Source organism: Brevibacillus sp. MS2.2 (assembly GCF_013284345.1).
Lineage (GTDB): Bacteria > Bacillota > Bacilli > Brevibacillales > Brevibacillaceae > Brevibacillus > Brevibacillus brevis_C.
Map to the genome: position 1 here is coordinate 127150 of NZ_JABSUZ010000005.1, position 17212 is coordinate 144361.

The following is a 17212-nucleotide window of genomic DNA, read 5'->3' on the forward strand; positions in this document are numbered from 1 at the left end:
CCAAAGCCACCCTACGGGCGGAAGTTTCTCAGAGGAGACGTGTTCGACAAACGTGGTCCCCTTTTTGAAGTTCCGACTGGGTAGGCGTTGTCAAGGTCTACGAGCCCTGTGCTTTTTCTTCTCGCCAGCTTTGTTGGTTCATCGATACCTTTAAAAAATTTGAAGAGCAATCTGTATAAATGATCATACAAAAAAAGGAATCTGCAGCCTGATCTTGCTGCACATTCCCTTTTTGCCTTGCTTCATTCGAAGCTATACGCCCATACGTCTGCGTTGATTGTTTGGTTTTTTTGTGAGCTGGCTTTTCATCGATTGATTTTTCGCCTTTTGATTCATTGGGTTATTAGCCTGTGCTTGCGCTTGTTTCTTTTCCGCCATTTTGCGCTTCATCGCCTCTTGCAGGCTGATCTTCCCAGGCTTTTGCTCAGTGGTTTCTTTTTCGTTTTGGTTTGGCTCCGGCATGCGTAGCAACTCCTCATAGAAATTGGTTATCTTCTATGTATTCTAGTGCAAGACAGGAGGAAGCGCCAGTGGGAATCTACCCGTTAATTGCCCGAAGCTGTGATAATTTTACTCCACTCGCCTGGTACTTCAAAATTTCCTCCAAAAGCTCTGCAAGGTAAGCACCCGCTTCAATCGGTAGTGTGCCGCCCTTATGAATATTAGAAATAACCGTACGATCCGATTCTACCGTATTAGCATCCGGTTTGTAAATCATGTAAGCACTGAGACTTTCTGCCGTCGCAAGCCCCGGTCTTTCCCCGATCAAGGAAATGACAACCTTGCAATTGACGATGGACGCGACCTGATCCTGAATCCAAACGCGGCCTTTGTGAATAAACACTGGTTTCCCAACACTGATGTTTCGCATGGACAATCCCTGCATCAATGCAGGCAAGAGGTCTGGAATGGTCGCCTCACATGCAGAGGTGCTCAGTCCGTCCGAGATGACGATTTGCACGTCTTTGTTTTTATCCCCATGCTGCTCCAGCCAGCGAGCGGATTCATCTGATAGCGTCCGCCCGGAGTCGAGGTTCATTAAATACTCCTCCATGCTCGTCGCTCTTGAATGAAGGACAGGTAGCTGCAGGCTCTCGATCAGCTCCGGACTGATGGTTTTCATGACCGCATCGCGTGCTGCTGCCTGATCAATCCGAAATTGGAGGTAGCTTCCCGTCTTCATCCGGGTCCCCGCCCGCCCGATTCCGATGCGAGCCGGCGTTCGTTTCATCGCTAGCTCCAATGCTTCTGGATTGTTTGGGTTCATGACTCCGCATTGCTTTTGCTCAGGAAAATGAATAACTCCTTGACCTTTTTTGGATAGCTCATCGATTACGCGCTGAACCAAGTCGTCCATATTGATCTGTTTCATCTTGCTTCCCTCCCCACTCGTTAGTCAAAAATGGTTAAATCGCCTGCACGCTCTGTCAAACGACCATTTTCCATAATGCCCATTTTTTCCAACCATTTCTCGAATTCCCGGAGAGGTCGCAGTCCCAATAGCTCGCGGTAGCTGGCGTCATCATGATAGCTCGTGTCCTGGTAACTGAGCATGACATCGTCCCCACCGGGTACGCCCATATAAAAATTCGCCCCAGCCAAGGTCGTCAGCATCCCTGCAATTTCCTGGTCATTCTGATCTGCATACATGTGATTCGTATAAGTCGGAGCGATTCCCATCGGCAAACCATGAAGCTTGCCCATGAACAAGTCCTCCAGATCGGCACGAATCATCTGTCTGCCATCATAAAGGGTTTCTGGTCCGATAAAGCCAGAAACGTTATTGACCATGAACGGCTTCCAGTGACGGCAAAAACCGTACGTACGCGCTTCCAGCGTCTGCATATCGACCCCTTCATGGGAATCCAGTGACACTTCAGAGCCTTGCCCTGTCTCAAAATACATGACGTTTGGTCCCGATGCTGTACCTTTTCGGAGCATCAAATCCATTGCCTCATCCAAAATCTCCTTGTTCACGCCAAACGCATCATTCGCCCGTTGTGAACCTGCCAAACTTTGGAACATCAAGGAAATAGGTGCACCGCCGCGAAGAGCCTGCATCTGTGTCGTGATGTGCGCCAGTACGCAGTTTTGCGTAGGAATTTCCCACTTTTGCATAAAATCATGTGTCATTTTCAAGAGCTTGGTAACGCTTTCAACGGAATCATTATTGGGGTTAATTCCAATGACAGCGTCGCCTGATCCATAAGACAAGCCTTCCTTCATCGAAGCCAAAATGCCATCGGGATCATCGATGGGGTGATTCGGCTGGCAACGGAACGCCAGTCTTCCCGGCTCGCCAATTAGTGTATTGCAGTAGGCTTGATGCTTCATTTTTTGTGAGGCCATGACTAGGTCAATGCTGGACATCAGCTTGGCCGTAGCGGAAATCATCTCGCTAGTGAGTCCACGGCTAATTCTTGTGAGCTCAGGCATTCCTGTGGAAAACGACAAGATGTACTCCCGTAGCTCCCCTACTGTCCAATTTTTAATCTCATCGTAAATAGAGAGATTGATATCATCATAAATGATCCGTGTCACTTCGTCGTTTTCATACGGAATGACTGGATTTTCATAGATATCACGAAGTTGCATTTCGCTTAATACGACTTTGGCCGCCATTCGCTCCAGTGCGGAATTGGCTGCTAGTTTACTCATGTGATCGCCAGACTTTTCTTCACTCGCTTTTGCCAATACATCACGAACCGAAGTAAACTGGTAATGCTGTTTACGTACAATGCAAGCCAATTTCATCTCTAGCTTCACTCACTTTCTTTTCAACTTTCCGTAAACTCTATCTCATGGAACGTAAAAAAGCGCTTCGAAACATAAGACGAAATGCTCGCCTTGGTCCAAGCGCCGTTGCTCTTCCTACGATTCACTTTTTTGCGTTCATTGTTTGCCCGTAAGCACGAACTCCACTGCCGGTAGCAGTTCTTCTTCCATGACGGGTTTGACCAGATAGGCACATATCCCTTTCGCTTTGGCTTGCATGACCATGTCCTTTTGACTGTAAGCAGTCAAGAGAAGAATAGCCGCGTCCGAATGCTCTCGGATAATCCCAGTCGCTGTCAAACCGTCCATAATTGGCATTTTGACATCCATAATAATGAGATGCGGGTTCCACATTTGCGTCAATCGAACGGCCTCTTTGCCGTTTTTTCCTTCAGCTACGACGTTATATCCCTGCTCTTGCAACATTTCGACCAGGTCCATACGCGTTATGGGGTCGTCGTCTATGATGATGACTCGATAATGCTGACGCAATACTCCACCTCCCGATCACCATTGAACGGACGTGCCAACTGCTCATCATTTTCATACGCAACCGACGCCGTTGTCGGTTTATCGCATATTTCTGAATACGTCTATTATATCTATATTTTCTGGCTAATTCCAGCTTAAATCCAGTCCAAGAGCCATTCGTTTCTCCTAAAACAGCCCCTCTTACGATACGCTTCTCGACTGTGCCTGTCACCGCTTTTTAAAAATCAATGTACGATTTTCGGCTGCAGCCATTTTGGGTGAGCGATACAATGAAAATAGAAAAATGGAGGGGGAAAAGAATGATATCGGCCGAGATGAAGTCCGAGTATTATCAGGCATTACTGGATAAAAATTCAGAATATGAAGGTGTCTTTTTTGTTGGAGTCAAGACAACTGGCGTATTCTGTCGCCCGACATGTCCAGCAAGAAAACCTAAGTTTGTTAATTGCGAGTTTTTTGATCATGCCAAACAAGCACTTCTGGCCTCATTCCGGCCCTGCCAGCGCTGCCGTCCGCTTTCACATCCCAATCATGTTTCAGAGCTCGTGCGTCTGCTAGTAAACGCTGTAGAAGAGAACCCCGAGCAACGCTGGACGGAAAAAGACTTTCAACGATTATCCGTGGACGCTGTAACAGCGCGTCGCCAATTCAAAAAGCGTTTTGGTATGACGTTTGTCGAATATGCAAGGGCGCGACGTATGGGAATTGCGTTGAAAGAAATCAGAGAAGGAAAAGCAATCATCGATGCCCAACTATCCTCCGGGTACGAGTCCAGCAGTGGTTTTCGAGACGCATTTGCACGAATCATGGGGGCAGCACCTACTCTTCTTGGAGATCATCATGTCTTAAAAGCATCGTGGCTGGATACAAGACTCGGTCCGATGATAGCCATCGCGGATGAAGAAGCGCTCTATCTACTTGAATTCGTTGACCGCCGCGGCTTGGAACGAGAAGTTGAACGACTTAGACTAAGAACGAAGTCTGCGATCATCCCTGGTTCCACAGCGCCAATCCGTTCCATTGAGCGTGAATTAGAGGAGTATTTTGACGGAAAGCTAACTCAATTTACAACGCCTTTGTTTTTGAGCGGATCGCCTTTTCAAAGAATGGTCTGGGAGCATTTACAAACGATCCTCCCCGGTCAAACTTCATCCTATTCCGATGTTGCAGCAGCTATTGGGAAACCAAGCGCCTTTCGTGCTGTCGCGCAAGCAAATGGTGCGAATCAGTTGGCGATTGTCATTCCTTGTCACCGTGTCATCAACTCCAATGGTGATTTGGGTGGGTACGGAGGAGGACTTTCACGCAAGCGCTGGCTGCTTCATCATGAAAAAGAAACACTCTGCCGCAATTAAAGAAAGATAGCTGGAAGGAGAAGAAAATAGCCCGTCAGTCCGGATGAGCAGTGCTTCTCGTCCAAATGGATACCGACACTCCTTGCACGCAAAAATGCCCTCGCTTACGCAAGGGCATTTTTGTTCTTACTGCGCTTTTTCCGTTATTTTTTGACGTAGGTTATCTACGAGCTCGGACATTTTCACTCCGCCCAAAATCTCCTCCATGGCATGCTGCGCACGGGTCAGAATCAACTCCAGCACAAACTGTATATTCGCTCCCACTGGACAATCGGGATTCGGTTGCTCATGGATGTGAAAAAGTTGCCCTTCTTCCACGACATCAACTGCACGGTAAATCTCCAGAAGCGTGATTTGATCCAGTTCCTTGGCGAGAGAAGCGCCGCCAGCTCCGGCACGTACGTTCACGAGCCCAGCCTTCTTCAACAGCCCCAGCACACGTCGGATCACGACCGGATTCGTATTCACACTACCTGCGATCCATTCGGAAGTACAATGCGAATTAGAATCAATGGAAAGCAGTGATAAGATGTGGACCGCAATGGAGAAACGGCTGCTGATTTTCATACGTTGTCACCCTTTCGTTGTAATGATTATAGTTACACCCCATGCAAGAAGTCAAGTTAACCATACCGTCACATTTCGTCTCGTCGAACTTTTATTCATTCTACTATAATGACTGTGTCAAGTGTTCCCGTAATCTGGAAGGAGTGTTGACAAAAATGATGCTTCCACAAATTGAAGTTACGCCTGCTACAGCCTTAATAGATGTTCCCGTCCACATTACACTTAGCGGTTTTGTCCCGAATCAATTAATCACCCTTCATGCCACTCTGAAAAATGGGTTACCTGGAGGAGATTTGACTGCATCCTCCCATGCTATCTTTCAAGCGGACGAAAATGGCTCAGTCGATCTGGTTTCTCAAGCCCCTTTGTTTGGTACTTATGAAGGAATTGATCCGATGGGGTTGTTTTGGTCGATGAATGTGCAGACCATGCGTTTTTATCATGCTTATTCCCTGGACGACTTTCAGTTCACCCCACGCTCCACCGAGATAGAATTAACGGCAGAAGTCTACGATAAACCCGTAGCGAAAGCAGTCGTGAAACGTATTTTTGTCTCCCGCGACGTCTCGATACAGAAAGTGACAGACCATGGCTTGGTCGGTCTGTTTTTTTCAAAACCCCACACAGAGCAAAGACCCGCCATTGTCGTACTTGGTGGAAGCGAAGGTGGAATTGGTTCCTGCTCACAATTCGCTGCTTTGTTCGCCTCTCACGGCTATCCGGCGCTAGCACTCGCTTATTTCCAATGCAATGATCTTCCTGACGATATTCGCCAGATCCCGATTGAATATGTTCAACGCGCCATTCATTGGCTACAGCAGCAGCCCTCCGTACATCCTGATAAAATTACGTTATTCGGACGTTCCAAAGGAGCAGAATTGGCATTAGTCACAGCATCGATCGATCAACACGTACATGCTGTTATTGCTTCGAGTCCCAGCTCTGCGGTTTCTATCGGGACCGACAAGGCATTCGCTGGATCAGACACGTTCTCCCCGCATTCCTCTTGGTCGTTTCAAGGAGAGCCTCTTCCTTTCGTGCCATGGACAGAGGAGCAGACAAAAGTCTCACAGGAGCGGCTCGACGCAGGTCAACGGATTGATCACATCCATGCCGAAGCCTGGGCTGCTTGTGAGTGGTTAGAAGATGCCGAAATCCCGGTAGAAAAAATCAATGGCCCGATCCTCCTCCTCTCCTCGGATGACGATCATTGGTGGCCAGCGGCAGAGCATTGCGAGCAAATAGTACGACGGCTCAAGGAGTATCAGTTTGCACATTCAGTGGTGCATTTACGTTACGCGGATACAGGACATGGAATCCGCTTTCCTTACATCCCTACTACCCGCACACAGCTCAATGGTGGTACGCCCAAAAACAACGCCTACGCATCCGAGCACTCTTGGCGTGAGGTTCTTCAGTTTTTGGAACGGACTTTTCCAGCGTAAAAAACAGGGAAAGCCTACTCGCATGACGAAGTAGGCTTTATCTATCATTTTAGAAAGGATGTATCGCCCTATGGACTGCCTATTTTGCAAAATTGTAAACGGAGACATTCCCTCTAAAAAAGTGTATGAGGACGAGCATGTCTTGGCTTTTCACGACATTAATCCAGTTGCCCCTGTGCACATCCTGATGATTCCAAAAAAGCATATTCAATCCGTTCTGGCTATCGAGCCTGAGGACAAGGAGTTGATCGGTCACCTTCATCTGTCGCTGCAAAAAGTAGCAGAGACAATGGGCGTGAACGAGGATGGCTTCCGTATCGTGACCAACATTGGCAAACACGGACAACAAACCGTCTTCCATCTGCACTACCACCTCATCGGAGGCAGACAATTGGAGTGGCAGTTCTAATCAATAGCAGCGACTACTCCCTTTGAGAGGCAATGTGGCGGGCGATACCTTCACCGTGAAACCTTCCATTTTCGATAAAAATGGCGTTTGCGTGATGGCCCGCCGCAATAACTCCCGCTATATAGAGACCTGGAATGTTCGTCTCCATCGTCTCAGGATGATGCGCAGGGATTCCCGTTTCCTCTTCAATCATGACCCCTAACGAATGAAGGAAGGTACGATCCGGACGATATCCAATCAAAGAAAACACATGGTCATTGGCAAGCGTAATGACCTCCTCCCCTGTTTTCACCTTGATGGAACGCTCCTCAATGCTCTCGATTGTTGCACCGAATAGCATGCGGATACGTCCTTTTTTGATCAGACTCTCAAAAACAGGTCTTGTCCATGCCTTAACCTTGTCAGATAGCTCCGTTCGGCGGCAAATCACCGTTACTTCTGCTCCTGCCCGCTCCAGCTCCATCGCCGCGTCTACAGCAGAGTTGTTCCCCCCTACTACCGCTACTTTCAGTCCTGTATACGGATGTGCCTCCTTGTAGAAGGACGAAACCTTCGGCAACTCCTCGCCTGATACATGCAGCCGATTCGGATTGTCAAAGTAACCTGTGGCGATCACCAAGTTTTTCGCTTCGTACGTATGTGTTTTGGAGAATCGGTCTGTTGTCGTGACTTGAAAGCCAGCTGGCGTCTTCTTCGCTTCCGTCACCATTTCGTATACGTTCACGCGCAATTTTTCTCGCGCTGCTACCAGTCGATAGTAATTGAGTGCCTCCTGTCTGGTCGGCTTGTCGTTCGCCGTTGCAAAAGGGACGCCCCCAATCTCCAGTAAATCAGGTGTGCTATGAAAAATCATATAGGTCGGGTAGCGATAAATCGAATGGACAAGCGACCCTTTTTCAATAATGATGGGATCAAGTCCAGCTCGCTTGCAGGCAATTGCCGCTGCCAGTCCACAAGGCCCACCGCCTACAATCAGTACGTCTTCCATTTCTCTCCGCCTCGCTTCATTCTCTCTATTCTTATTCCTCCATCATATCATATCGCATTTCCAGAAAAAGAGTTCGGGCACCTCTGCAAGGTTTCTACCAATATCTGACCAATGAAAGAATGGTTCTCTCTCCTTATACTGGATGTATGATGAAAAAACAAAACATACATATCTGGTTAGTCTCCTTTGCTTTTTTGGTGTACGGTCTCTCTTTTGCCATCGGAGTCCCTGCATCCACAGCATCGACGAAAAATTTAAAAGATATCGCAAACAGCTATGCGAAAGAGCAAATCCGTTCGCTACAAGCGGCAGGTGTCATCGCTGGGGATGAAAACGGGTATTTTCACCCGACTCGCCCGGTGACGCGTGCTGAGTTTGTCGCGATGCTCACACGAACGCTCGGTATGAAACCGGTGGCCAGCAACGTCGCAGCCTATTCGGATGTCCCGAAAAGCTCTTGGGCATACGGGTATGTACAAGCTGCTGCTGGACTTAACATCGCGAATGGCATCGGTCCTACTACGTTTGCTCCGAAGCGGACGATCTCTCGCGAAGAGGCCGCTGCGTTTCTCGTACGCGCACTGGAACAAAGCATTTCGCCTTCTTACCAGTTGCCCGTGAAGGATGCCAATGCGATATCGAGCTGGGCACGCGCCTCTGTGAGCCACGCCATGCAGAAAAAATGGTTGGTTGGCTACAATGGCTACTTCCGGCCGACTCAAGCACTATCGAGAGAAGAAACTGCTGTTATTTTGTATCGAATTCAGGAGAATCTGAAGAAGCAAAACGTTACAGCAAAACCGCTTGTCTCTCTCGGATGGCAATACCAATCCACGACAGAGGAGTTCATTGCACAAGTAAAGAAAAGCGGAGTCAACACGCTGTCCCCGCGTTGGTACTTCCTGCAAAAAGACGGAACGATCAGTGACTCTACGGATACTTCACTTGTCCAATGGGCACATGCGAATGGCAAACAGATATGGCCGCTATTCGGAAATAAATTTGATCCCACTGCTACCCACACCATGCTGTCCGATCCCAATAAACGAAAAGCAGCCGTGCAAAAGCTTACTTCGTTTATTGATAAGTACCAGCTAGATGGGATTAACATCGATTTCGAAGGGTTCTCCCCTGCGGATCGTAACAACTTCACCTTGTTTATTCAGGAGCTGGCGACTGCTCTTCACGCAAAAGGCGCTGTCCTATCTGTAGATATTCCACCTGATGGTGATTCAGACTGGAGTGACCCTTTTGATTTTGCTAAATTAGCAAAGCATGCGGATTATTTAGTAGTAATGGCCTATGAAGAACATTGGGTAGGCGGGTCACAAGCAGGCTCCGTGGCATCCCTGCCTTGGTTTACGAAAGTCATTACCGACCTGCTTGACGAGGTTCCGACCCAAAAGCTGATCGCCGGAATGCCTCTTTACACACGTGACTGGTACCAATCGAATGGGACATTGAAATCGACAGATATCAGCATCCCTCAGTCTTACCAGTTGCTCTCGCAATACAGAGCAAAAACAGTGTGGGATGATAAAGTTGGACAATACCGGTCGACGTATCAAAAGCAAGGCGTCACGCACACGATTTGGCTGGAAGAAAGCCGGTCGATTGGGTTGAAAGCTCAGGCTAGTCTGCAATGGCAAATAGGAGGGCTCGCGTACTGGTACGTTGGTTCTGAATCAACTGATATGTGGACAGCCATTGCCAATTCTATCACCTTAAAACATGCACGTGAAAAACTGTAAGAATCATGAAAAGAAGCGCCCTCGTCCGGCTACAACCATGGCAGAGGCGCTTCTTTTTGTTTAAGCGAGGCACTTCTCAATAAGTCCCGGATGAGCCTGCGCCTCCAGGATGTTTGGGCGCCTCGACGACTTCGTCCTTCGATGCTTTCCGGGTCTCAAATAAATCGATGCTTCCTGCTGCATGCGTCCCCAATACTTTCAGTTCTTTATTTTCCACTTCCTGATTGTTTTGTTCAGTCAATGTGATCCCCCCAAATGCAAGTTAGCAGTAGTTTGTCTCCTTTTAACGATTATTAGACAATCTTTGGTGTTCTGCATGGGATTGTCCTCCTTTCTTCATACTGAAAGGGAGCAGAAGGAGGAAAGATTCTTGCCGGATATTTTGATGAGCCCTGAATTACAAAGAAAAACAGAAGAAGCTATCCAAGGTCTCACATTCACGAAAAATTTCCGTTCTGCAACAGCCGAGGAATGGTATCTGTTTTTGCCAGGATACCGAGATCCGCAAACAGAAGGGGCTTGCGGGAAAGTATTCATTCATTACGATTTGATTGGAAATCGGGATGTGTTCATCAACACCACCGTGATTTTCGATGACCCCAAACTGTATGACCCTACTCTGCATCCACTGGTCTACGCAGTGGTAGATGAAGCCGTCAATCGTCTGGTGGGCTATGCAAATACGTTGCTTTCGGTACATGCAGGCTTCAATTCGTACTCGGCTGAATATCTGAGTTAGTACCACTTTGCAAAATGTCCGTTGGATTATCTTGTAGCTCGAGGAGGGAAACACGATGCAAAACAATGATGAAGATTTGCTTCAGGCAGCCGGGGTAGTCGGAACATCGAGATACCACGCACTGGCTACGAAAACATGTTTTAAAGCTCGGTTGATATCTCCGGCTAATCTTTTCTCTATTTTTTTCCTGAATATCCATTGATTCTATACAAACACTATCAAAGGTTGACAGTAACCCAATTCGATTACAGGAGGCCATTATGCAACGATTTGCTGCTCATGAGTTTTTGGAAACACAAGAAGCACTCCGCTCCAAACACGCCGCGATTGAAATGCACGGAGTGCTTGCCGAGATGGCACAGGACCCTCAATTAACAGGCATCATTAACAGACATCAGCAAATGATCATGAACGCCTACCAGCAAGGGATCAGCCTCTTGCAAGGAAAAGGCTTCAACATTGCTCCAGCTCCTATTCAATTGCGTGTAGCACAACCTACAGCAGTTGGTCTTAATAATCCGCAGATGGCTGCTCCCAACCCACACCCGACACGCTTGTCAGATATGACGATTGCTACCCTGATGCTGAACTGGCATAAAGCGGGTTCGGCAATTGGCATGCTCTGGGCGGCTGAGTGCGTAGATCCAGGTATCCGGCAATATCATGTAAATGGCGCAAATGCTTGCCAGCAAATGGCTTATGAAACCTGGCAATACATGAATGCCAAAGGCTACTACCAAGCTCCGCAGCTTGCCGATCACACGATGAACACGATGATTAACGCCTACCAGCCTCAACAGCAAATGCTCCTGTAAGTCAAAAAACCGTCCTCGTTTGGACGGTTTTCATATTATGCGTGTCATGGCATCTTGGAATAAGAAAAACCTTCCCGCTTCCGGAAGGTTTTATTTGTTACGATGTGTCAGCGATCTCGAACGGTCTCTGTATTATTAGACCAGCCCCAGCTTTCTATTACTTGTTCCTCAGGACTACTGCCCTTCGCATCCGGTAGATTTTGGATGACCTGTCCTTCTTCGTCGTGCTTCGAATGGTTGCCATGTAGTTTTTTTTGCATGTCCATGGCTCTCCCCCTCTCTTTTTCGTTGGCTTGAGCTAGCTACTCTGGAGAATACCCCTCGGATTCGTTTAGCAAGCCCTCATACTGGGTAATGGCTGAAATCAAATCTGGATGAGTATCTCTATTTGTCTCAGCGAGCTTTTTCAGATCGAAATACACTTCTGATAATCGAAATAGAGGGTTGTTACGCTCAGAATCACCACTCGTTGCAGAATGTGTCACTACCCCATTCGTTTGCAAATAGAAGGTTTCTGCGGGGACATTTTCAATATCCTGCTTCACCTCTTTTATCACAGCCTGCAACCGTTCTGGCATCATATCGTTGTGTTTCTCGAATTTTTCAATAATCGTAAGGATATAATCCTTTTTGCTCATCGATCTCGTTCATCCTTTCCTCCAAGCATCCTTTGTTAATGTGCCCATAGAACAGGAAAGGTATTCAAAAGTCTTGCACGGTGCATGTGATTGCATAAAAAACGGCAACCTCTCTCGCATCACGTACAAGAAGAAGTGGCCGTTTTCCTTTTCCCTATTCGTTTATCCGACTTGCTGGAGCAACTTTCCCCGCAGTTTTGCGAGCATGTCCTCAGTCATTTTGTCCAAGTCGTACTCCGCCTTGAAGCCCCACTCTTGCATGGCAGCCGTAGCATCAATGGAGTTCGGCCAGCTATCGGCAATCGCCTGACGCACAGGGTCAACTTCATAAGAGAGCGTAAACTCAGGAATGTGTTTACGGATTGCTGCTGCTACATCTTCTGGCTCAATGCTCATCGCAGTCACGTTGAACGCATTGCGGTGAATGAGCTTAGAGGCATCTGCTTCCATAAGGGAAACAATCGCATTCAGCGCATCAGGCATATACATCATATCCATGTACGTTCCTTTGCCAATGTAGGACGTATATGCTCCATGCTGGATCGCCTTGTAGTAAATATCTACCGCGTAATCGGTCGTACCACCACCTGGAGGCGCTACATACGAGATCAGACCTGGGAAGCGTACACCACGCGTATCTACCCCAAATTTTTGATAATAGTAATCGCAGAGCAACTCACCGGATACTTTATTGACACCATACATGGTCGTAGGGCGTTGAATCGTGTCCTGCGGCGTGTTGTCCTTTGGTGTTGTCGGACCAAATGCACCAATCGAGCTCGGTGTAAAGAACTGGCAGTTCAACTCACGCGCTGCTTCCAGAGCGTTTACCAGCCCGCCCATGTTCAGGTTCCATGCCAAGAGAGGCTTTGCTTCAGCAGTTGCAGACAACAGGGCAGCCAAATGCATGATGGTATCTACGCCATGTTTCTTCGCCAGCTCAAACATCCGGTTCCCGTCTGTGACATCAAGAACTTCGAATGGACCCGATTGTACGACAGGATCATCTTCGTTTTTCCGGATATCTGTGGCGATGACTTGATCCGCTCCGTAAATATCGCGTAATTTCATGATGAGCTCGGAACCAATTTGTCCTAACGCCCCGGTTACCAGAATTTTTTTCATTTCAGGATCCCCATTTCTTTCCCAACTTTTTCGTAGATGCTGAGGGCACGATCCAACATTTCTTTGCTATGTGCCGCTGTAGGCATATTTCGTACACGGCCCGTTCCTTTTGGTACAGTCGGGAACACGATCGCTTTCGCGTACACGCCCTCTTCATACAGTCGCTTACTGAACTCCTGGGTCTGCTGTTCGTCTCCGATAATGCAAGGAGTGATAGGCGTCTCGCTCTCCCCGATATTGAAGCCGAGTTCTTTCAAGCCTTTTTTGAGGTAATGTCCGTTATCCCACAGCTTGTCGTGCAGCTCGGTGCTGTTCATCAAAATATCGATAGCCGCAATGGAAGCAGCCACATCCGCTGGCGTTAACGACGTCGAGAACAGGAACGGTCTGCTGCGCACTTTGAGCCAGTCGATCAACTCTTGGCGTCCCGCTACATAACCGCCGACTACCCCAATTGCTTTGGAAAGTGTTCCGATTTGGAAGTCGATTTTATCAGACAAGCCAAAATGCTTAACCGTTCCTGCCCCTTTACCGAGAACACCAGAGCCGTGGGCATCGTCTACATACGTAATCAAGTCATATTGTTCGGCTACCTCTACGATTTCCGGCAGCTTGGCAACATCGCCATCCATCGAAAATACGCCGTCGGTAATGACCATCAGCTTTTTATATTTGCCGGATTCTTTCGCTTCCTTCGCTTTCGCACGCAAGTCATCGATATCGGAGTGATTCACACGAATAATTTGTGCACGAGACAGGCGGCATCCATCAATAATGGAAGCGTGGTTCAACTCGTCAGAAAGAATCGCATCATCCTTGTCCATGACAGCAGAGATCGCAGCCATGTTGCAGTTAAAACCAGATTGGTAAGCAATAGCGGCTTCCGTGTGCTTGAAGGCAGCGAGCTTTTCTTCCAGCTTCACATGCAAGTCCAAGGTTCCGTTAATTGTACGTACAGCCCCTGCCCCTACGCCGTATTTGCTTGCTGCTGCAATCGCAGCGTCCACAAGGCGTTGATCAGTAGCCAAGCCCAGATAGTTATTGGAGGAGAGGTTGATCAGTTCTTTTCCTGCAATCGTAATGACAGGACCGTTCGCGCTTTGCAAGGGGTCAATGACGTTGTACAGTCCCTTGCTCTTCAAATCTGTCAGATTTTCATGTAAAAAATGTTCAAGTGTTTTGCTCGCCAACGAGAATCCCTCCATTATTCAGCCATCGATTAGTAAGTTCCACAAAAACAATTGTTCACGCTGTATGGACACATCATTTTGATAAAATTCGCATAAAATCAACTTAATCTACAAACATTTTACCACCATTTACTTAAAACGTCCACATCACAAAGACATATTGTTAACGCTTTCAATCATTTTCCTTTCGATGCTGTCATCTCTCCTACTTTCTCCTTTTGTCGTAATTCGTAGACTCCTGAAAATGAAAAAACCACTCTCTAGCTTCCTATGAGCAGATCGTGGCCTTTTCTTCATTTTTTTGCCTTTTGTGATTTTAAGATACCAGGCTTGGTGTCGATCGTACGCACAAAACCGTTTGTTTCGAAGCGATGTGTCATCAAGGCCTCTACTGGTCTGCCATTTTGAAAATGCTCTTCCACCAACATCTGTGCATCCTCTGGCGTCACGTTTTCATACCAGATTCCCTCAGGGTACACGATCATCACGCATGCGTCCTCACATCGCCCGTTGCAGCGCGTGCGAGTTGTATGTACATAGTCATCCAAGCCTGCGTTGGTAATCGCTTCGCGTATCGCTACCGTAACCTCTTCGCCACCCTTGCGCATACAGCTTCCACCATTACAAATCAGCACGTGATGCTTTGTCTGAGATAAGTCCCATGTTGCCACTTCATATCCACTCCGTTCTTGTCCAATATCCATCCACACTCCCCATCATGACGGTTTCTTGCTCAATTTGCAATTCCCAGAACGTTTGGTTTTTGATAGAATATATGTTCGTATACGATTTACAAAAAGATGTTGGTGGTGAAAGCATGTCCGTTACCAAACAGCGCGATGCCTTGCAGCTTTTGCAAACAGTCGGCTCCTACCCATGGTATGTCGAAAAGTTTATTGAGCATAAAAAAGCAAAAAAGAATTCCCCCTCCACCTTGCTTGGATACCTTCGCGATTTCTCTTTTTTCTTTCGCTGGATGATGACAGAAGGATTAAGTACCGCAGCGGATATGAAGGACATTCCGTTAAGCGACTTGAATGACTTGAAGAAGGAAACGGTTGAAAGCTACATCTTATACTTGCAGGAGTCGCATTTGTATGAGCGATCTGCTTTGCTCTCGAACCCTACCAAAAGCGCGAAGAAAGAGTACAGCGACCGTACGATCAGCAGAAAAATATCGAGCCTGAAATCGCTTTTTCATTACTTATCCGCTCTCGCTGAAGACGAGAATGGGGAATCGTATTTGACGCGGAATGTACTCGCCAAAATCGAGCTGGAGATCACGGAGCTGACTCCCCTCGCGCGCGCCCATGCCATTCGGGCAAAAATCCTGATTGACGACGAAATCTATCAGTTCGTCGATTTTGTCTACAACGGATATCTAGCCCATTGTGATACGGAGAAAAAGAAGCAGTATCACATGCAAAACCGCGACCGGGATACTGCCTTGATCGCGATGATTCTCTCCGGTGGCTTCCGAGTGTCAGAGATCGTCAGTCTCGATCTATCCGACATTATTATGGAAAAAAACCAGTTGAAATTGATTCGCAAAGGAAAGAAAGAGGACGCTCCTTTTTTCAGTGATTGGGGTAAGGAGTACTTAGCCAAATACTTGCAGGTGCGTGACAAATACAATCCCGAACCGCAAGAGGACGCTGTTTTTCTCGCTGTTTCCCCTACCAATCCAAATGGGCATCGCATTGAAGTGCGGTCTGTCCAAAAGCTGGTCAAAAAGTATGCCAAAGCATTCGGCATCCCCGATTTGTCTGTCCATAAGCTTCGTCACAGCTTTGCTACACAGTTTCTCCGGTTGAACCCTGACCCCCATCAGCTCCAAGCACAACTGGGGCACTCCAAAATTGAAACGACCATGCAGTATGCCCATGTATTAGAAGATGCTTTGGGCAAGGCTGTGAACCGGACAACGTAAGACTGCCTCAACAAGAACAAGTGACCAATCTGCACACCACAGCCGACTGGTCACTTTTTTTCGTGCTTTTTCCATTCCATCTACATCCCCGCTGACCTTTGCAAGCGTTCCGCGATTTTCATAAAATCTTCCCGCGATACACCTGGCGCAAATTCTTCTGGCAGTTCATCCAAGTCCGGAACAGGGCCGCCATCCGGGACGCCTTGAATGACCTCTGCTGTTCCACCATCAGGCAAAGGGCCGCGCCAAATCATGGCGATATCCTGATAGTCCTGATAGCTGAACGTAAACAACTTGCGATTCAATCCCATCGCGATATACGGGTGAGTGGCATCGAATTGTGTGTTATCCAGATCGGGAACAGGCAGCATTTTCGTCATATCCACACCCGTAGCGATCTCCAACGCCTTGGCGTACGCTACGATATGGACGCCCCCTCGGACGAGCAAGTAACCGATCATGGCCCGAGCTGTGGGATGATCCGTCATTTCGTACACCCTCATCTTGTGAGTACGCGCTCCGCACTCCAGAAAAAAGTTGTGCAAAAGATCAAGCACCAGATTCCCGCTCGAGAATACGTAATCACCTGTCCATGATTTTCCCATGGAGTCTCCTGGCATCGCGGTTTGCGCGGTCGCAATAAAATGGTACGTATTACGCTTATTTAATCCGTTATTTAGTGGAGTCGTATCAGGGTCCCCCGGACGAGTAATCCCTTTCATGCACAAATTGATTGCGTTGGAGACCAGCTCCACATGCCCGACTTCTTCCGCTGTAATGCTGGCGACTAAATCATAAAAAGGCTTTAGTTTGCTCTTTCCACGAAAGTTGAAGGATTGGAACAAATAATTGTTTAGCGTTGACATCTCACCAAAACGACCGCCCAATAGCTCCTGGACGGCCGCAGCGGCGTTGGCATCTCCATAAGCCGGTTCTGGCAGCTCAATTGCCAACCTGTTGATACGAGTAAACAACCTGCTTCCCTCCCCCGTT

General features: G+C 47.7%; 20 protein-coding genes. 7 read left to right on the forward strand and 13 right to left on the reverse strand.

The window, feature by feature from the left end; genetic code table 11:
• Window positions 1–252: 252 nt before the first annotated feature.
• The 4 genes from HP568_RS06210 to HP568_RS06225 form a co-directional block, all read right to left on the reverse strand.
• Window positions 253–462 carry a hypothetical protein gene (locus HP568_RS06210; RefSeq protein ID WP_173628641.1) on the reverse strand — a complete coding sequence of 70 codons (210 nt, stop codon included), beginning with the start codon at window positions 460–462 and terminating at the stop codon, window positions 253–255.
• Between the two features lie 76 nt (window positions 463–538).
• Window positions 539–1372 (reverse strand): ethanolamine ammonia-lyase subunit EutC, encoded by an 834-nt coding sequence (eutC, locus tag HP568_RS06215; RefSeq protein ID WP_173628642.1) that lies wholly within the window; start codon window positions 1370–1372, stop codon window positions 539–541.
• A 20-nt stretch (window positions 1373–1392) separates the two neighbouring features.
• Window positions 1393–2754 carry an ethanolamine ammonia-lyase subunit EutB gene (locus HP568_RS06220; protein WP_048032757.1) on the reverse strand — a complete coding sequence of 454 codons (1362 nt, stop codon included), beginning with the start codon at window positions 2752–2754 and terminating at the stop codon, window positions 1393–1395.
• A gap of 138 nt (window positions 2755–2892) precedes the next feature.
• Window positions 2893–3267, reverse strand: coding sequence for a response regulator (locus tag HP568_RS06225; RefSeq protein ID WP_007727358.1), 375 nt, complete (start codon window positions 3265–3267; stop codon window positions 2893–2895).
• Between the two features lie 299 nt (window positions 3268–3566).
• Between HP568_RS06225 and HP568_RS06230 the strand changes: the two genes are divergently transcribed.
• Window positions 3567–4622: a bifunctional transcriptional activator/DNA repair enzyme AdaA gene (locus HP568_RS06230; protein WP_048032756.1), complete on the forward strand. Its 1056-nt coding sequence runs from the start codon at window positions 3567–3569 to the stop codon at window positions 4620–4622.
• A 126-nt stretch (window positions 4623–4748) separates the two neighbouring features.
• Here HP568_RS06230 and HP568_RS06235 read toward each other — a convergent pair whose 3' ends face one another.
• Entirely contained in the window at window positions 4749–5189 is a 441-nt protein-coding gene (locus tag HP568_RS06235; protein ID WP_012686286.1) for an Rrf2 family transcriptional regulator, read from the reverse strand.
• 155 nt (window positions 5190–5344) lie between these two features.
• Here HP568_RS06235 and HP568_RS06240 point away from each other — a divergent pair, with 155 nt between their 5' ends.
• Together HP568_RS06240 and HP568_RS06245 are read left to right on the forward strand one after the other, a co-directional pair.
• Window positions 5345–6634, forward strand: coding sequence for an acyl-CoA thioesterase/bile acid-CoA:amino acid N-acyltransferase family protein (locus HP568_RS06240; protein WP_173628643.1), 1290 nt, complete (start codon window positions 5345–5347; stop codon window positions 6632–6634).
• Between the two features lie 70 nt (window positions 6635–6704).
• A complete protein-coding gene (locus HP568_RS06245; RefSeq protein WP_173628644.1) occupies window positions 6705–7043 on the forward strand; it encodes a histidine triad nucleotide-binding protein in 339 nt (112 codons plus the stop codon).
• A 13-nt stretch (window positions 7044–7056) separates the two neighbouring features.
• On the opposite strand, the gene HP568_RS06250 is transcribed toward HP568_RS06245, so the two are convergent.
• Window positions 7057–8031 (reverse strand): YpdA family putative bacillithiol disulfide reductase, encoded by a 975-nt coding sequence (locus tag HP568_RS06250; RefSeq protein ID WP_048032754.1) that lies wholly within the window; start codon window positions 8029–8031, stop codon window positions 7057–7059.
• A gap of 149 nt (window positions 8032–8180) precedes the next feature.
• Between HP568_RS06250 and HP568_RS06255 the strand changes: the two genes are divergently transcribed.
• The gene (locus HP568_RS06255) at window positions 8181–9782 is read left to right on the forward strand and encodes a glycosyl hydrolase family 18 protein (RefSeq protein ID WP_254551049.1); all 1602 of its coding nucleotides are present in this window, start codon (window positions 8181–8183) and stop codon (window positions 9780–9782) included.
• A 76-nt stretch (window positions 9783–9858) separates the two neighbouring features.
• Here the strand turns inward: HP568_RS06255 and HP568_RS06260 are convergent, their stop codons facing one another.
• The gene (locus HP568_RS06260) at window positions 9859–10023 is read right to left on the reverse strand and encodes a hypothetical protein (protein WP_173628646.1); all 165 of its coding nucleotides are present in this window, start codon (window positions 10021–10023) and stop codon (window positions 9859–9861) included.
• A gap of 129 nt (window positions 10024–10152) precedes the next feature.
• Between HP568_RS06260 and HP568_RS06265 the strand changes: the two genes are divergently transcribed.
• Together HP568_RS06265 and HP568_RS06270 are read left to right on the forward strand one after the other, a co-directional pair.
• Window positions 10153–10521 (forward strand): hypothetical protein, encoded by a 369-nt coding sequence (locus HP568_RS06265; RefSeq protein ID WP_082195919.1) that lies wholly within the window; start codon window positions 10153–10155, stop codon window positions 10519–10521.
• Between the two features lie 260 nt (window positions 10522–10781).
• Window positions 10782–11336: a spore coat protein gene (locus HP568_RS06270; protein WP_056493088.1), complete on the forward strand. Its 555-nt coding sequence runs from the start codon at window positions 10782–10784 to the stop codon at window positions 11334–11336.
• Between the two features lie 107 nt (window positions 11337–11443).
• On the opposite strand, the gene HP568_RS06275 is transcribed toward HP568_RS06270, so the two are convergent.
• The 5 genes from HP568_RS06275 to HP568_RS06295 form a co-directional block, all read right to left on the reverse strand.
• A complete protein-coding gene (locus HP568_RS06275) occupies window positions 11444–11596 on the reverse strand; it encodes a hypothetical protein (protein WP_173628571.1) in 153 nt (50 codons plus the stop codon).
• A gap of 42 nt (window positions 11597–11638) precedes the next feature.
• Window positions 11639–11974, reverse strand: a complete 336-nt coding sequence (locus tag HP568_RS06280) for a hypothetical protein (RefSeq protein WP_173628647.1) — start codon at window positions 11972–11974, stop codon at window positions 11639–11641.
• Between the two features lie 162 nt (window positions 11975–12136).
• Window positions 12137–13099, reverse strand: a complete 963-nt coding sequence (locus HP568_RS06285; protein WP_048032750.1) for an L-threonine 3-dehydrogenase — start codon at window positions 13097–13099, stop codon at window positions 12137–12139.
• On the reverse strand, window positions 13096–14289 hold the full coding sequence (locus tag HP568_RS06290) for a glycine C-acetyltransferase (protein WP_017248237.1): 1194 nt from the start codon (window positions 14287–14289) through the stop codon (window positions 13096–13098). The genes HP568_RS06285 and HP568_RS06290 overlap by 4 nt, the downstream gene beginning before the upstream one ends.
• Window positions 14290–14582: 293 nt before the next feature.
• Window positions 14583–14960, reverse strand: a complete 378-nt coding sequence (locus tag HP568_RS06295; protein WP_048035797.1) for a (2Fe-2S) ferredoxin domain-containing protein — start codon at window positions 14958–14960, stop codon at window positions 14583–14585.
• 146 nt (window positions 14961–15106) lie between these two features.
• On the opposite strand from HP568_RS06295, the gene xerS reads away from it, so the two are divergent.
• Window positions 15107–16219 (forward strand): tyrosine recombinase XerS, encoded by a 1113-nt coding sequence (xerS, locus tag HP568_RS06300; protein WP_048032749.1) that lies wholly within the window; start codon window positions 15107–15109, stop codon window positions 16217–16219.
• Between the two features lie 80 nt (window positions 16220–16299).
• Here xerS and HP568_RS06305 read toward each other — a convergent pair whose 3' ends face one another.
• Window positions 16300–17193, reverse strand: coding sequence for a manganese catalase family protein (locus HP568_RS06305; protein WP_173628648.1), 894 nt, complete (start codon window positions 17191–17193; stop codon window positions 16300–16302).
• Between the last annotated feature and the right edge of the window lie 19 nt (window positions 17194–17212).

Bases quoted from the DNA above. Each gene is read 5' to 3' on its own strand.
- HP568_RS06240 (WP_173628643.1), top strand. From the start codon at position 5,345: ATGATGCTTCCACAAATTGAAGTTACGCCTGCTACAGCCTTAATAGAT.
- HP568_RS06210 (WP_173628641.1), bottom strand. From the start codon at position 462: ATGCCGGAGCCAAACCAAAACGAAAAAGAAACCACTGAGCAAAAGCCT.
- HP568_RS06220 (WP_048032757.1), bottom strand. From the start codon at position 2,754: ATGAAATTGGCTTGCATTGTACGTAAACAGCATTACCAGTTTACTTCG.
- HP568_RS06250 (WP_048032754.1), bottom strand. From the start codon at position 8,031: ATGGAAGACGTACTGATTGTAGGCGGTGGGCCTTGTGGACTGGCAGCG.
- HP568_RS06275 (WP_173628571.1), bottom strand. From the start codon at position 11,596: ATGCAAAAAAAACTACATGGCAACCATTCGAAGCACGACGAAGAAGGA.
- xerS (WP_048032749.1), top strand. From the start codon at position 15,107: ATGTCCGTTACCAAACAGCGCGATGCCTTGCAGCTTTTGCAAACAGTC.
- eutC (WP_173628642.1), bottom strand. From the start codon at position 1,372: ATGAAACAGATCAATATGGACGACTTGGTTCAGCGCGTAATCGATGAG.
- HP568_RS06280 (WP_173628647.1), bottom strand. From the start codon at position 11,974: ATGAGCAAAAAGGATTATATCCTTACGATTATTGAAAAATTCGAGAAA.
- HP568_RS06270 (WP_056493088.1), top strand. From the start codon at position 10,782: ATGCAACGATTTGCTGCTCATGAGTTTTTGGAAACACAAGAAGCACTC.
- HP568_RS06255 (WP_254551049.1), top strand. From the start codon at position 8,181: ATGAAAAAACAAAACATACATATCTGGTTAGTCTCCTTTGCTTTTTTG.
- HP568_RS06245 (WP_173628644.1), top strand. From the start codon at position 6,705: ATGGACTGCCTATTTTGCAAAATTGTAAACGGAGACATTCCCTCTAAA.
- HP568_RS06230 (WP_048032756.1), top strand. From the start codon at position 3,567: ATGATATCGGCCGAGATGAAGTCCGAGTATTATCAGGCATTACTGGAT.
- HP568_RS06235 (WP_012686286.1), bottom strand. From the start codon at position 5,189: ATGAAAATCAGCAGCCGTTTCTCCATTGCGGTCCACATCTTATCACTG.
- HP568_RS06285 (WP_048032750.1), bottom strand. From the start codon at position 13,099: ATGAAAAAAATTCTGGTAACCGGGGCGTTAGGACAAATTGGTTCCGAG.